The organism is Saccharothrix sp. ALI-22-I, from assembly GCF_001984175.1.
In the GTDB taxonomy this organism is placed as follows: domain Bacteria; phylum Actinomycetota; class Actinomycetes; order Mycobacteriales; family Pseudonocardiaceae; genus Actinosynnema.
On the sequence record NZ_MTQP01000064.1, the window covers coordinates 281672 to 296278 of the forward strand.

Sequence of the window (14607 nt, forward strand, 5' to 3'; positions counted from 1 at the left end):
GCCGGTCCCGTCATCCGGTCGGCTGTCGTACTGCGACCGGATGCGCGGGTAGCGTTGATCGAACCATGACGGACAGCACCTTCGAGGCGTTCCGCCGAGCCGAGGCGCTGCTCGCGGAACGCCGACCGCTGGAGGCGCTGCGCGAGCTGCGAGTCGTGCTCGAAGCAGCGCCGAACCGGGCGAGCGTGCAGCTGCTCGCGGGGCGGGCCTACCTGGGCTCGGCCCAGTTCGTGCGCGCCGAGGCGGCGTTCCGGAAGGTGCTGGAGATCGATCCGAGCGACCACTACGCGCGGTTCGCGCTGGGTCGGACGTTGCAGCGGCAGAGCCGGCTGACCGAGGCGTTGACGCAGCTGCGGATGGCTGCGGCGATGAACCCGTCACCGGAGTACCAGGAGGCGTTGGGCGAAGTCAGCGCCCGCCTCGCCGTCGAACGCGACCGCTGAACGCCACACGCCCGAACCGCAGCCGGGCCGGGCCGCCGCACGCCCGAGCCGCCGAGCCGCCTAGCCGCCTAGCCGCCTAGCCGCCATGAGCGAAGTGCTTCGCAGGCGTCCCCGCCAGGGGACCCCTGTCTTTATCCTGCCGGAGGGCTACGACAAATTCAGGCGCTCGGGCCGCGCTTGTGGACAACTCGGTGGCCTGTGGACAACTCCGTACCGGCACCGTCTGTATCAGCATGTCCGAAGCGGCACGTTCGTATCGGCACGTCGGAAGCGGGCTTCTGGACCGTTCGCCGGCCTGACCGTGCAAGCGGCACAGGGCGGCCTGCCTGTGGGTCAGCTGCCGAGGCTGGCGCGGGCGTAGGCGTCGGCTCCGCTGAAGACGTTCTGGCCGTACTCGGTCGATTTGTTGTACTCCAGGATCGCGGTCCACCAGCCTTCGCCGGTGGCCAGGTCACGACCGCCCGAGCACAGGTAACGCGCGGCGGCCAGGGCGGCGTCGTCGATGTTCTGCGGGTCGGGGGTCTGGCCGTCGCCGTTGGCGCGGACGGCGTAGCGGGCCCAGGTGGTCGGGATGAACTGCATCGGGCCCACGGCGCGGTCCCACGTGGTGTCGCCGTCGAGGGTGCCGCCGTCGCTGTCGGGGATCGCCTTCAGGCCCGGTGAGCCGTCCAGGGGGATGCCGATGATCGGGCGTGACGGGCGGCCGTCCTCGCCGAGGCGCAGGCCGCCGATGGTGCCGTGGTGCGACTCGACGCGACCGATGCCCGCCAACGTCGCCCACGACACCCGGCACGCCGGGTCCTGCGAGCGCATCAACAGGTCGGCGATGGCGTAGGCGCGCAGCGCCCGGACCGGGATGTCGGTCTTCTCGGACAGCGCCACGGCCCACGCGGTCAGCGGTTCGGCGGTGCCGGTGACGGCGGGTGAGGCCTGGGGTTGGCCGGCGGCCGGCAGTTCGCCCGCCGTGCCCGGTGCGGCGGCGCCCGGCTGGACGTCCTGGAAGGGGATCGGGAACGGCGGGTCGGCGGCGGTCCTCGGGCCGGGTCGGTTGAACGTGCCCAGCGCCCAGGCACCGCCCGCCACGAAGGCCAGCAGGAGGAGCACCAAGGCAAGGCGTCCGGCGAGGTTGCCGGCACGGCCGCGGGTTGGAGGGCGCGGTTCGGTCTTCGACGGCGGAGGAGCGACCACCAACCCAGGCTACGTGTTTCGACCCCGGCAAGGCGGACGTCACACAGGCAATACGTCCCCGATGACCGTTATCGCTGGTTGAGCGCTGTTTGCGCCCTGGACGGACAGTGAAGCCTGCCTGAGTTCGACGGGCCTTGGTAGTCGACACCCCTCGTGAGGACGACGCCGTGCTGCCCAGCAACGGGCTCATCGGGCTGCGCGAAGGGCTGGGATCAGCCCTGGTCGTCAGCATCCTGGTGAGGCGTTGGACCTGGCCGCGTCCGCGTTGACGCTGACCAGTTGGGGTTGGGGTGGTCAGTTGAGTTCGGGGGTGGGACGGGGCGGTTGTGGGGTGAGGGTGGGTTCGGTGGTGGGTGGGCTGGTGCCGGGGGTGGGGGCGCTGGTGGCGTCGGGTTTGGTTGGTTCGAGGGTTGGTTGGGTGGTTGTGGTGGGGGGTTCGGTGGTGGTGGTTGGCGTTGGTTGGGAGGGCGACGGGGTCGACGGTGGCGTGTGGGGCTTGGAGGTGGGCGAGGGTGGGGGCACGCCGGGGATGCCCGGTAGGCCGGGGATGGCGGGGATACCGGGGACGGGCGGTGGCATGGGGAGTTGAGGGGGGATGCCGTCGGGTAGCAGCGGTTTGCCGGGTGACGGGGTTTTGCCCTTGTGGATTTCCCGGCGATCCGGTGATGGGGCCGGGCCGTCCGGTTGGGACGGTTGGTCGACCTGGGGCACGGGGACGGGCGGGGCGCTGGTGCGGACGCTCACCAGCGTCTGGCGGCCCGTCACCTGCACCTGACCCGACTCCGACGGCGGTGGCGGCTCGGGTTGACCGAAGGTCAACACCAGCCCCGCCACACCGCCCACCGCCACCAACGGCAACCCGATGACGGCCGAAACACATCCGCGCCCACTGCGCGGCAATTCGCGATGACTCACCGAACCCCCGACCCGATCTTGCGTGCTAACTCATTGATCGGGTTCGGGCCACCAGCCGCAACTGCAGCGGTGTCACACGCTCGGGTGGTTTCGATCAAGTAAGGGGCGGGAGCTGCGGCGGAACGGCCGCCGGACGCGACGCCAACGCCTCCAGAGCCAGCCGCACGGCGGTGTCCAACTGCGGGTCCCGACCGGCCACCCGGTCCTGCGGCGTGATCACCACCTCGACGTCCGGGTCCACGCCGTGGTTCTCCACGCCCCACCCCGGCCCGGCGAACCACGTCGCATAACGGGGCTGCGTCACCAAAGTCCCGTCGACCAGGTGGTACTGCATGTCGATGCCGATCACCCCGCCCCACGTCCGGGTGCCGACGACCGGCCCGATGCCCATCTCCTTGATCGCCACGTTCACGATGTCCCCGTCGGACCCGGCGAACTCGTCCGCGATCGCCACCACCGGCCCGCGCGGCGCGTCACCGGGGTAGCTGTCGGCCGTGGTGTACCCGCGGGCCACCGACCAGCCGATGATCTTGCGCCCCAGCTTCTCCACCACCAGCTCGGACGTGTGCCCGCCGCCGTTCTCCCGCACGTCCAGCACGACCGCCTCACGCCCCAGCTCGACCCGCAGGTCGCGGTGCAGCTGCGCCCAGCCGGCGCCCATCATGTCCGGCACGTGCAGGTACCCCACCCGCCCCTCGGACAGCGAGTGCACGCGCGCCCGCCGATCGGCCACCCACGCGTGGTACCGCAAGGGCTCGTCGTCCTCCAACGGCACCACCACGACCCGTCGCGGCTCACCGCCGCCGCGCGGCCGCACGGTCAGCTCCACCGGCTTGCCCGCCGTGCCGACCAGCAGCGGCGCGGGCCCGGTCGACGGGTCCACCTGCCGCCCGTCGACCGCCACGATCGCGTCACCGGCCCGCACCGCGACCCCCGGAGCCGCCAACGGCGACCGCGCCGCCGGGTCCGACGTCTCCCCCGGGATCACCCGCACGACCCGCCACGCGCCCGCCTCGTCCCGTTCGAGGTCCGCGCCGAGCAACCCCACCGCACGCCCGCTCGACCCACCGGACGGGATCACGTAGGCGTGGGACGTCCCCAGCTCGCCCTGCACCTCCCACAGCAGGTCGACCAGGTCGTTGTAGCTGCCCAGCCGGTCCACCAGCGGCCGGTACCGCTCCAGCACGCCCGCCCAGTCCACGCCGCCCATGTCGGTGCGCCAGAAGTGGTCGCGCATCAGCCGCCCGGCCTCGGCGTAGGCCTGCCGCCACTCGGCGGCACGGTCCACCACCACCCGGATGCGGGACAGGTCCACGTCCACCGAGTCGTTGTCGTCCGAGTCGACCTTCCGGTCGGTCGGCACCACGTGCAGGTCACCGCCGTCCTGCACGACCATCCGCTGCCCGTCACCGGTCACGTCGAACGCGTCCAGCCCGTCCACCAGCGTCTCGGTGCGGGACTTGGCCAGGTCGAACCGCTCCAGCACGGCCCGCGGCGGACGGGCGGACGGCCCGGCGAGGTTGTCGCCCAGCACCCCGCGCAACGGCGACCGCAGCCACAGCAGGCCACCCTTGGCGGCGGTCAGCCCGGCGTAGCGGGCGGCGGCGACCGGCACCGTCACCACCCGGTCGGCCAACCCCTCCAGGTCCACGACCGTGATCGGGTTCTCCTCGTCCTTGTGGTCCTTGTCCTTGTCGGACGAGTCGTCGCCGACCGGCCGGCCCAGGCGCAGCGGGTCGAACGGCGACGGGGTGGTCGCGGCCAGCGGCAGCAGGTAGGGCCGGCAGCCGGTCGGGAACGACAGGTCGAACACGTGCGCGTCGTACACCGGGTCGAAGCTGCGGATCGACAGGAACGCCAGGTAGCGGCCGTCCTCGGTGAACGTCGGCGAGAAGTCGGAGAACCGCAGCGGCGTCACGTCCACCACGGACAGGTCGGTGGTGTTGGTCATCCGGATGTGCTGCAGCGGGCGCGGGCCGGGGTGCGACCAGGCCAGCCAGTTCGAGTCCGGCGAGAACGCCAGGTCGCTGACGTGCGGGTTCGCGCCCTTCAGGACTTCACGCACCTCGCCGGACTCGACGTCGACCAGCAGCAGCCGCCCGTCGTGCGTGGCGACGGCGAGACGGCGGGCGTCCGGCGAGACGGCCAGTTCCAGCACCCGCCCGAGCTTGCCGACCGCGACCCGGCGCGGCTCGTTGCCCGGTTCGACGCCGCCGACCGGGGAGAACTCCAGGCCCTCCTCGCCGTCCGCGTCGGTCACCCACACGACGTTGTCGCCGACCACGCGCGGCAGCCGGGCCCGGACGCCGGGCTGCTCGGCCAACGCGCGCACCGGACCGTCCCGGTGGGTCACCCAGTGCACGGTGCCGCGCACCTCGACCACGCTCGCGCGGCCGGTCTTGTCCGCGTGGAAGTCGTCCGGGCGGGACGAGACGGGCCGGGGCCTGCGGGCGGTGCGCGGGCCGCCCAGCGCGATCTCCAGCCGACGCGGCTCGGCGCCGTCGAGGTTGTCGAGAATCCACAGCTCGCCCGCGTGCTGCCAGACGATCCGCTCACCGTCGCTCGACGCGACCCGCGCGTAGAACTCCTGCTCGGTGTGCCGCCGCAGGTCCGACCCGTCCGCGAGGACCGAGTACACACTGCCGACGTCGTCGTGGTCGGACAGGAACGCGATCCGGTCCCCGATCCACACCGGCGAGGTCAACGAGGACGTCAGCTCGGGCAGGATGCGGACGAACTCGCCGTCACCGGTGGCGTCCACCCACAACTTCCCCGCCGCACCACCCCGGTAGCGCTTCCACCAGGCCGGGTCGCGGCCGTAGACGGAGGTGACGACCACCTGGCCGGACGGCCCGAACGACACGTCGTCCACCCAGCCGAAGGGCAGCCGGCGCGGCGGGCCGCCGTCGGTGGGCAGGGCGTGCGCCCACTGCCGGTTGGACGTCGCCTGACCGGTGGACGTGACCGCGACGACCTCGCCGTCGGCCGTCCAGCCGCGCACGCCGGTCGAGTAGTCGCCCCAGTAGGTGAGCCGGGTGGCCTCACCGCCCTCCACCGGTGCCAGGTGGATCTCGGGCGCGCCGTCACGACGACTGGTCCAGGCCAGCCGGGTTCCGGTCGGGTCGAAGCGGGGGAACGACACCGGCACCTGGTCGGCGGTCACCCGCCAGGCCCGGCCGCCGTCGAGGGGGGCGAGCCACACGTCGTCCTCGGCCACGAACGTCACGAGGTTGCCGTGCAGGTGCGGGAAGCGGAGGTAGGCCTCGGTCACCCTCTCGACGTTAGCGTCCCGATCATCCCCGGTTGACCCACCCCGGGAACCTCGCTGCGGCATCGAGACCAAAGGCCGACACCGGCCCGCGCCGATTCTCCGATCGCCGTACCGCCACCCCAGGGCCGTGCGATGTACGCGCTGGTGGTGCGACGTGCGCGCCGAACCGGAAGAGGTCCGGGCAGGAAGGTCCAGGCGGGACGGCTCAGGCGGGACGGTTCAGGCGGGCCAGTGGGCGCGCCAGTCCGCCGCGGTGAGGGTGGTGAGCCCGGCCGCGCGGGCGGATCGCTCGGCGGCGCGCACGTTGGCCTCGAACCGGCGGGCCACCGCGCGCAGCTCGGTCTCCGGGTCCTCGCCGGCCAGCTTCGCCAGTGCCGCCACCGCGAACAACGTGGTGCCGGTGTCGTCGCCCTCCGGGAACAGGTCCACCGGGAACCCGGCCCGCGCGACCCGCTGCGCCAGCTTCCCGGCCAACGCCACCGCGGGCTGCCCGCCGGCCACGCCGTCCACGCTGGACTCGCGTTTCTTCTCGACCTGCTTCAGCTCTTCCCAGCGGTGCTGCTGGGACGTCGCGTCGTGCACGGCCGGGTCGTGACCCTCGAACACGTGCGGGTGGCGGCCGACGAGTTTGGCCACCAGGTCACCGGCCACCTCGTCGATGCCGAACGGGTCCTCGGCGTCCTCCGCGGCGATCCGGGCGTGGAACAGGACCTGCAGCAGCACGTCGCCGAGTTCTTCCCGCAACGCCGCGCGGTCGCCGTCCTCGATGGCTTCCAGCAGCTCGTAGGTCTCCTCGACCAGGTACTGGCGCAGCGACTTGTGGTCCTGCTCGGCGTCCCACGGGCACCCGCCGGGCGAACGGAGGCGGTCCATCACGGCCGCCGCGTCCAGCAGCGGCACGGCCGGGGTGTGGATCACCGGCGAGCCCGCCGAGATCAGCGCGCGGGCGGCGGGTTCGTTCAGGTTCGTGGTGAGCAGGACGACCGAGGGGCCGGGCGTGAAAGCGGAGATCGGCTCGGCCGACCACGCGGAAGCGTCCACGCCCTCCCCCGCGTACACCGCCGCCGCGCCCCGCAGAGCGGGTAGCGCGGCGGCGGGCAGAACCGGGGTGGTGCCGACGAGGACGACGGTCACGAGGACGTCTGCCGCGCGGTCGCCTGGTAGCCGGTCAGTTCGCCCTCGCTGGGCGCCAACGCGATCGCCGTGCCGTCCCACAGGCCGTAACGCGGGTTGATCTGGATCTCCGGGTCACCGGCGAGCATCCGCACGAGCCGCAGCCCGATCTGCTCCAGCATCTGGGGCGTCAACTGCTCGGTGGCCGACTCGCCGGACGACCGCACGTCGGTCTTGCGGTCGGTGATGTAGGCGACCATCCACTGCGCGCTGCTCGGGTCCGGCGCGAACGCCACCACGGTGCCGGGCGCGACGCCGAACAGCGGCCACTGGGCGGTCTGCGGCGACTCGGCCGAATGCACCCGCTGACCCTGCTTGCCCAGCGTCTGGCCCTCGTTGCCCTGCGGCGCGTCGGCGACGAACTCGGCCATCCTCGCCGGGTCCGCGGCCACCTGCTTCGCCTTCTCGAAGGCGTCGGTGTTGTCCTTGGTCAGGAAGTAGTCGAACGTGACTTCCATCCGGTCCACGTACTTGCGCGCCAGCTCGACCATCAGCAGCTGGTCCTTGGCCCGCTCCCGGAACGTCGCCGCGTCGTACACGGTGTTCTGCGAGGCCAGGTCCGCGCCGCCGGCCTGGTCGACCGCCTCGGTCACCGCCTCCTCGGACACCGTCACGCCCTCGCGCCGGGCAGCCAGCTCGACCAGTTCGTGCTGCACGCCGAGCGTCACCAGCTGACGCGCGACCTGGTCGAGTTTGCGCTGGTCGTGCAGCTTCTGGGCCTCGGGCTCCTTCTTGAGCACGATGTCCAGCCGCTGCTGCACCTGCTCCAGCGGCAGCACGGTGTCGCCGACGATCGCGGCCGAGCCGACGTGGCCGGGGCCGGTGCCGCAGCCCGCCACCAGCAGTGCCACCGTCGCCACAGCCGCGCCGATCAGGGTGAAGCGCCTCTGCACAGTCCTCACGACCAGTACCTTCTCACGACCTCGTGACGCCGCTCACGGGAGTCCCCGCCAACGACGCCAGGAATTGCGCGCACCAATCCAGCAGCTCCTGGTCGCGCAGCTGGGGTGCGCCCATCCGGCCGCCGGCCGCGCCCTCGGTCGGCCTAGGCACGCTCACCGTGCCGTTGGCCTGCTTGTAGAGCGCCTTGGGGAACAGCCGGCGCAGCCGTACCAGCTGGCTGTCCTTGAGCTCCAGCGGCGCGAAGCGGATCGTCGCGCCCTGGGTGGCGACCTCGGTGACGCCGTGCGCGCGGCACGTCTGCCGGAACCGCGCCACGGCCAGCAGCCGTTCGACGGGCAGCGGCGGGGTGCCGTAGCGGTCCTTGAGCTCGTCCCACACGGACTGGAGCGACTCGGCGTCCCCGGCGGCGGCGATCTTGCGGTACGCCTCCAGCCGGAGCCGTTCGCCGGGCACGTAGTCGTGCGGGATGTGGGCGTCCACCGGCAGGTCGACTCGGACCTCGGCCAGGTCCTCCTCCAGCTCGCCGTCCGCGCCCGCGTGCTTGCGGAACGCCTCCACGGCCTCGCCGACCAGCCGCACGTAGAGGTCGAAGCCGACGCCCGCGATGTGGCCGGACTGCTCGGCGCCGAGGATGTTGCCCGCGCCGCGGATCTCCAGGTCCTTCATGGCCACCGCCATGCCCGCGCCGAGCTCGGTGTTCTGGGCGATGGTGGCCAGCCGGTCGTGCGCGGTCTCGGTGAGCGGCGCCTCGGGCGGGTAGAGGAAGTAGGCGTAGCCGCGTTCCCGGCCGCGGCCGACGCGTCCGCGCAGCTGGTGCAGCTGGGCCAGGCCGAGCAGGTCGCCGCGTTCCACGATGAGGGTGTTGGCGTTGGAGATGTCCAGGCCGGTCTCGACGATCGTGGTGCAGACGAGCACGTCGTACTCGTTCTCCCAGAACCCCTGGATGATCTTCTCCAGCTTGTCCTCGTTCATCTGGCCGTGCGCGGTGATCACGCGGGCCTCGGGGACGAGTTCGCGGATGTGCCGGGCGGCGCGTTCGATCGAGGACACGCGGTTGTGCACGTAGAAGACCTGGCCGTCGCGCAGCAGCTCGCGGCGGATGGCCGCGCCGACCTGCTTGTCGTCGTAGCCGCCGACGTAGGTGAGGATCGGGTGCCGTTCCTCGGGCGGGGTGAGGATGGTGGACATCTCGCGGATGCCCGCCAGCGACATCTCCAGGGTGCGCGGGATCGGGGTCGCGGACATCGTGAGCACGTCCACGTGCGTGCGGAGCGCCTTGATGTGCTCCTTGTGCTCGACGCCGAAGCGCTGCTCCTCGTCCACGATGACCAGGCCGAGGTCCTTGTAGCGCAGGCTCTTCTGGAGCAGGCGGTGCGTGCCGATGACGATGTCCACGTCACCTTCGGCCAGGCCGGTGATGGTCTGCTCGGCCTCCAGCGCGTCGGTGAACCGGGACAGGCCCTTGATGTTCACCGGGAACGCGCGCATCCGTTCGGTGAACGTGTTGAGGTGCTGCTGGGCGAGCAGGGTCGTCGGCACCAGCACGACGACCTGCTTGCCGTCCTGCACCGCCTTGAACGCCGCCCGCACCGCGATCTCGGTCTTGCCGTAGCCGACGTCGCCGCAGATCACCCGGTCCATCGGGACCGTGCGCTCCATGTCGGACTTGACCTCGTCGATCGCCGCCATCTGGTCGATCGTCTCGGTGAACGGGAAGGCGTCCTCCAGCTCCCGCTGCCACGGGGTGTCCGACGCGAACGCGTGACCGGGGGCGGCCTGGCGGGCGGCGTAGAGCTGGACCAGCTCGGCGGCGATCTGCTTGACCGCCTTCTTCGCCTTGGCCTTGGTGTTCTTCCAGTCGCTGCCGCCCAGCTTGTTCAGCGTGGGCAGCTCGCCGCCGACGTAGCGGGACACCTCGTCGAGCTGGTCGGTCGGCACGAACAGCCGGTCGCCGGGCTGGCCGCGTTTGCTGGAGCCGTATTCCAGGACCAGGTACTCGCGGGTCGCGCCGGCCACGGTGCGCTGCACCATCTCGACGTACTTGCCGATGCCGTGCTGCTCGTGGACGACGTAGTCGCCGGCTTTGAGGGCGAGCGGGTCCACCGCGTTGCGGCGGCGGCTGGGCATGCGGCGCATGTCCTTGGTGCTGGTGCCGTGCCGCCCGCCGGTGAGGTCGGTCTCGGTGAGCACGACCAGGGCCAGCTCGGGCAGCGAGAAGCCGTCCTCCAGCGCGCCCCGGACGACCGTGACGGCACCCGGTTTGGGGGCGGTGTCGAGGGTGTCCCGGAGGACGACGTTGACGTCCGCTTCGCGCAGCTGCTCGGTGGCGCGCTGGGCGGTGCCCGCACCGGGGACGACGAGGACCGCCGTGCCGCCGGAGACGGTGTGCGCGCGCAGGTCGGCGAACGCCCGGTCGATATCGCCCTGGTAGGCCTCGACGTGCTTGAGCTCCAGCCGGATGACGTCGCCGCCCTCGGTGGTGAGCTGGCTGAGCGTCCACCAGGGGCGGTTCTTCGCCTTCGCGGCGCGGGCCACGTCGGCGAGGCTGTGGTAGGCGCTGGAGTCCAGGTCGATGGGGCTCTGGCCGCCGCCGGCCGCGGCCATCCAGGACGCTTCCAGGAACTCCTGGCCGGTGCGCACCAGGTCCTGGGCGCGGGCCCGGATCTTCTCCGGGTCGTTGAGGACGACGTGCGTGCCCTCGGGGACGACGTCGGTGAGGAGCTGGAGTTCGCCTTCGCACAGCGCCGGGATGAGAGCTTCCATGCCTTCGGCCGGGATGCCGTTGGCGATCTTGTCCAGCAGTTCGTGCAGGTGGGCGTCGGCCGCGTGCTCTTCGGCCAGGACGGCGGCCTTGCCCTTGACCGACTCGGTCAGCAGGAGTTCGCGGCACGGCGGCGCGATGAACTCGCTGATCTCCTGCGGCAGGGAGCGCTGGTCGGCGACGGCGAAGGGCCGGATCTCGCTGACCTCGTCACCCCAGAACTCGACCCGCAGCGGGTGCTCCGCGGTCGGCGGGAACACGTCGAGGATGCCGCCGCGGACCGCGAACTCGCCGCGCTTCTCGACCATGTCGACCCGGGTGTAGGCGATCTCGGTGAGGTTGACCAGGAGCGCTTCGAAATCGTGCTCGCCGCCCACGGTCAGGTGGACCGGCTTGAGGTCGCCGAGGCCGGGCGCCATCGGCTGGATCAGGCTGCGGACGGTGGTGATGACGACCTTGAGCGGGTGACCGTCGGGGTGGGCCAGGCGGCGCAGGACCTCCAGGCGCGCGCCCACCGTGTCGGCTCTCGGGGACAGCCGCTCGTGCGGCAGCGTCTCCCAGGACGGGAACAGCGCGACCTGCTCGGGGCCGATGAGGTCGCACAGCACGGCCTTCAGGTCGTCGGCCTCACGGCCGGTGGCCGTGACCGCGAGCACGGGCGCGCTGTTCGCGAGGGCCGCGGCGACCAGTGGTCGGGCCGCCGGCGGGCCTTCCAGTTCGAGGTCGGGCACGCCGACCGAGTCGGCGAGGGCGCGCAGCGCCTTGTCGGGCAGGACAGCGGTCAGCAGGCCGGACAACGGGCCGGGCTGGGGCATTGCGATGGCTCCCCGAGTTAAACGCGGACAGACCCCTGCCCGGGACTGAACGGCCACGGGAGGGGTTCGTGACTCCCAGCGTACGGGCCTGCCGGGCGGGGTGCCCTCCGATTACCGGTTGACCGGATCCTGAACGTTCAACTCGGGTGTTCCGAACGTTGGACACGCGCGGTCTGAACGTTGGACACGCGCGTTCTGAACGTTGGACACGCGCGTTCTGAACGTTGGACACGCGTGGGGGAACGGGGAGCACACACGGGAATTGACATGCTGAGCGGCATGCGTCGGGTTGTCGGGTTGGCTGCCGTGGCCATGTCGGCCGGGACCGTGTTGGCCGGGTGTTCGGCGGAGGGTGCCGGGGGTAGTGCGCCCGGCACGACCGCGCCCGAGGGGATCAAGGTCGAAGTGGTGGTGGCCGGGTTGAGCCACCCCTGGGACGTGGGGTTCCTGCCCGACGGGCGGATGCTCGTGCCGCAGCGGCCGGGGCGGATCGCGTTGGTCTCCGACGGTCGGGCGACCGACGTTCAGGCCGATCTGGGTGACGTCGCGGCGCGCGGCGAGGGCGGGTTGATGAGCCTGGTCGTGCACCCGGACTTCGCCACCAGCAAGCGGTTCACCACGTGCTTCAACACCGCTTCGGACGTGCGGCTGGTGACGTGGGAACTGGACGGCACCAAGGCGACCAGGGTGAAGAACCCGCTGGTGTCGGGCCTGCCGACGAACCCGAGCGGTCGGCACTCGGGATGCCGGATGGCGCTGGACCGGGAGGGCAACCTGCTCGTCGGCACCGGGGACACCGCGCGGGGCAACGTCTCGCAGGACAAGTCCAACCTCGGCGGCAAGGTGCTGCGGATCGACCTCGACACCGGTGAGGGCGTGCCCGGCAACCCGTTCGGCGACCGGATCTACACCTACGGCCACCGCAACATCCAGGGCGTCGCGGTCCGCCAGGACGGCATGGTCTTCACCGCCGAGCACGGCCCCGACGTCGACGACGAGGTCAACGTGCTCAAGGCCGGCGCCAACTACGGCTGGGACCCGTCGCAGGGCGGCACGGTCGGCGGCTACGACGAGGACGTGCCGATGACCGACCTCGAACGGTTCCCGGACGCCGTGCCGGCGGTGTGGTCGTCCGGTGATTCGACGGAGGCGATCTGCGACGCCGCGTTCCTCGCCGGCGAGCAGTGGGGCGATCTGAACGGTGTGCTCGCCGTGACCGCCCTCAAGGGCGCCAAGGTGCTGCTGTTCACCGTCACCCAGGAGGGTGGCGTCCACTCCGTGGCCATCCCACCGGAACTGGACGGCACGCACGGCCGCCTCCGGGGCGCCGAACTCGGCCCCGACGGCGCCCTCTACGTGACCACGTCGAACGGCACCGACGACAAGATCCTCAAAGTCACCACCGGCTGACCCAGGGTCAGCGGGTGCGCAGGCGGGGCTTGTGGTCCATGTGGGAGAGGCCCTTCCAGGCCAGGTTGACCAGGTGCGCGGCCACCTCGTCCTTCTTCGGCTTGCGCACCTCCAGCCACCACTGGCCGGTCAACGCCACCATGCCCACCAGGGCCTGGCTGTAGAGGGCCGCCAGTTTGCGGTCGTAGCCCTGGCGGGAGAAGTGCAGGCCCAGGATCGACTCGACCTGGGACGCTATGTCGTTCAACAACGACGAGAACGTGCCGGTGGACGACGCCACGGGCGAGTCGCGCACCAGGATGCGGAAACCGTCCGTCGATCCCTCGATGTAGTCCAGCAGCGCACAAGCCGCCTGTTCCAGCAGCTCACGCGGGTGTCCCCCGGACAACGCGTTCACGATGTGGTCCATCAGGTACTGCATCTCGCGGTCCACCACGACCGCGTAGATGCCTTCCTTGCCACCGAAGTGCTCGTACACGACCGGCTTGGACACGCCCGCCCGGTGCGCGATCTCCTCGACGGAAGTGACCTCGAAGCCCTTTTCGGCGAACAACGCCCGAGCCACGTCGAGCAACTGCTCGCGCCGCTCCTTGCCGGTCATCCGCACGCGCGGCACCGGTGTCTCGTCGCGCCGTCTCCCCGCCACCCAGACCACCCTAAACACCTGCCCCCCGCGTGAACCGCGAGGGGCAGGTGGTCGATTACCCCTACGGCTACTGCTTCTTGGCGCTGATGCGGGCCAGGCGCTGCTCGTTCGGCCAGCGCACGTTGGTCGCCCAGCCGAACTTCTCGAACATCCAGATCACCCTGGCCGAGGTGTCGATCTGACCGCGCTTGACGCCGTGCCGGGCGCACGTCGGGTCGGCGTGGTGCAGGTTGTGCCAGGACTCGCCGAAGCTCAGGATCGCCAGCGCCCAGACGTTGGCGGAGCGGTCACGGGCGGCGAACGGGCGGTCGCCGACCATGTGGCAGATCGAGTTGACCGACCACGTCACGTGGTGCAGGAACGCCACCCGGACGAAACCGGCCCAGAAGAACGCGCTGAGCGCGCCCATCCACGACATGGTGATCAGGCCACCGAGCACGGCGGGGGCGAGCAGGCTGATCGCGGTCCACAGCGGGAACAGCTTGTCGACGCGGACCAGGTCCTCGTCGGCCAGCAGGTCGGGCGCGAAGCGCTGCGCGTTGGTCTTGTCGCGGTCGAACAGCCAGCCCATGTGCGCGTGCCAGAAGCCCTTGGCCAGCGCGACCGGGCCGCTGCCGAACAGCCACGGCGAGTGCGGGTCGCCCTCGCGGTCGGAGAAGGCGTGGTGGCGGCGGTGGTCGGCGACCCAGACGATGACCGGGCCCTGCAACGCCATCATGCCCGCGATGGCGAGGCCGATCTTGAGCGCGCGGTTGGCCTTGAACGAGCCGTGCGTGAAGTAACGGTGGAAGCCGACCGTCACGCCGAGGCCGGCCACGTAGTAGAAGGCCACGAACAGCGCGACGTCCACCCAGCCCAGCCCCCAGCCCCAGGCGAGCGGAACGGCCGCGAGCAGAGCCAGGAAGGGCACGATGACGAACACGTACACGCCGAACTGCTCAGCGTGCCCGCGCCGTCCTTCGATGATCGGCTTGGGTCCGCGATCCTCGGGACCTTGCGGCGTGGACCTGCTCTCCAGGGTGCTGGTCATACATCTACCTCGTTGTGAGTTCGGGGCTACCTACGGAACCGTAACTTACGGA

General features: G+C 71.3%; 9 protein-coding genes. 2 read left to right on the plus strand and 7 right to left on the minus strand.

What is annotated here, in order from left to right; translation table 11 throughout:
* Window positions 1-65 precede the first annotated feature (65 nt).
* Window positions 66-443 carry a tetratricopeptide repeat protein gene (locus ALI22I_RS26340; RefSeq protein WP_077008205.1) on the plus strand — a complete coding sequence of 126 codons (378 nt, stop codon included), beginning with the start codon at window positions 66-68 and terminating at the stop codon, window positions 441-443.
* A gap of 333 nt (window positions 444-776) precedes the next feature.
* Here the strand turns inward: ALI22I_RS26340 and ALI22I_RS51200 are convergent, their stop codons facing one another.
* The 5 genes from ALI22I_RS51200 to mfd all read right to left on the minus strand — a co-directional run bounded on the left by ALI22I_RS51200 (window position 777) and on the right by mfd (window position 11469).
* On the minus strand, window positions 777-1631 hold the full coding sequence (locus ALI22I_RS51200) for a lytic transglycosylase domain-containing protein (protein WP_077008327.1): 855 nt from the start codon (window positions 1629-1631) through the stop codon (window positions 777-779).
* 1009 nt (window positions 1632-2640) lie between these two features.
* The gene (locus ALI22I_RS26355; protein ID WP_077008207.1) at window positions 2641-5817 is read right to left on the minus strand and encodes a S41 family peptidase; all 3177 of its coding nucleotides are present in this window, start codon (window positions 5815-5817) and stop codon (window positions 2641-2643) included.
* 219 nt (window positions 5818-6036) lie between these two features.
* Entirely contained in the window at window positions 6037-6951 is a 915-nt protein-coding gene (locus ALI22I_RS26360; protein ID WP_077008208.1) for a MazG family protein, read from the minus strand.
* The gene (locus tag ALI22I_RS26365; protein WP_077008209.1) at window positions 6948-7892 is read right to left on the minus strand and encodes a SurA N-terminal domain-containing protein; all 945 of its coding nucleotides are present in this window, start codon (window positions 7890-7892) and stop codon (window positions 6948-6950) included. Before ALI22I_RS26365 ends, ALI22I_RS26360 begins: the two co-directional genes overlap by 4 nt.
* A 13-nt stretch (window positions 7893-7905) precedes the next feature.
* A complete protein-coding gene (gene mfd / locus ALI22I_RS26370; protein WP_077008210.1) occupies window positions 7906-11469 on the minus strand; it encodes a transcription-repair coupling factor in 3564 nt (1187 codons plus the stop codon).
* A 279-nt stretch (window positions 11470-11748) separates the two neighbouring features.
* On the opposite strand from mfd, the gene ALI22I_RS26375 reads away from it, so the two are divergent.
* The gene (locus ALI22I_RS26375) at window positions 11749-12879 is read left to right on the plus strand and encodes a PQQ-dependent sugar dehydrogenase (RefSeq protein ID WP_077008328.1); all 1131 of its coding nucleotides are present in this window, start codon (window positions 11749-11751) and stop codon (window positions 12877-12879) included.
* Between the two features lie 7 nt (window positions 12880-12886).
* On the opposite strand, the gene ALI22I_RS26380 is transcribed toward ALI22I_RS26375, so the two are convergent.
* Window positions 12887-13480, minus strand: a complete 594-nt coding sequence (locus ALI22I_RS26380) for a TetR/AcrR family transcriptional regulator (RefSeq protein WP_033441238.1) — start codon at window positions 13478-13480, stop codon at window positions 12887-12889.
* A gap of 112 nt (window positions 13481-13592) precedes the next feature.
* On the minus strand, window positions 13593-14555 hold the full coding sequence (locus tag ALI22I_RS26385) for an acyl-CoA desaturase (RefSeq protein ID WP_077008211.1): 963 nt from the start codon (window positions 14553-14555) through the stop codon (window positions 13593-13595).
* Between the last annotated feature and the right edge of the window lie 52 nt (window positions 14556-14607).

Coding starts and splice junctions, on each gene's coding strand:
- ALI22I_RS26340 (WP_077008205.1), top strand. CDS start 66: ATGACGGACAGCACCTTCGAGGCGTTCCGCCGAGCCGAGGCGCTGCTC.
- mfd (WP_077008210.1), bottom strand. CDS start 11,469: ATGCCCCAGCCCGGCCCGTTGTCCGGCCTGCTGACCGCTGTCCTGCCC.
- ALI22I_RS26375 (WP_077008328.1), top strand. CDS start 11,749: ATGCGTCGGGTTGTCGGGTTGGCTGCCGTGGCCATGTCGGCCGGGACC.
- ALI22I_RS26380 (WP_033441238.1), bottom strand. CDS start 13,480: ATGACCGGCAAGGAGCGGCGCGAGCAGTTGCTCGACGTGGCTCGGGCG.
- ALI22I_RS26385 (WP_077008211.1), bottom strand. CDS start 14,555: ATGACCAGCACCCTGGAGAGCAGGTCCACGCCGCAAGGTCCCGAGGAT.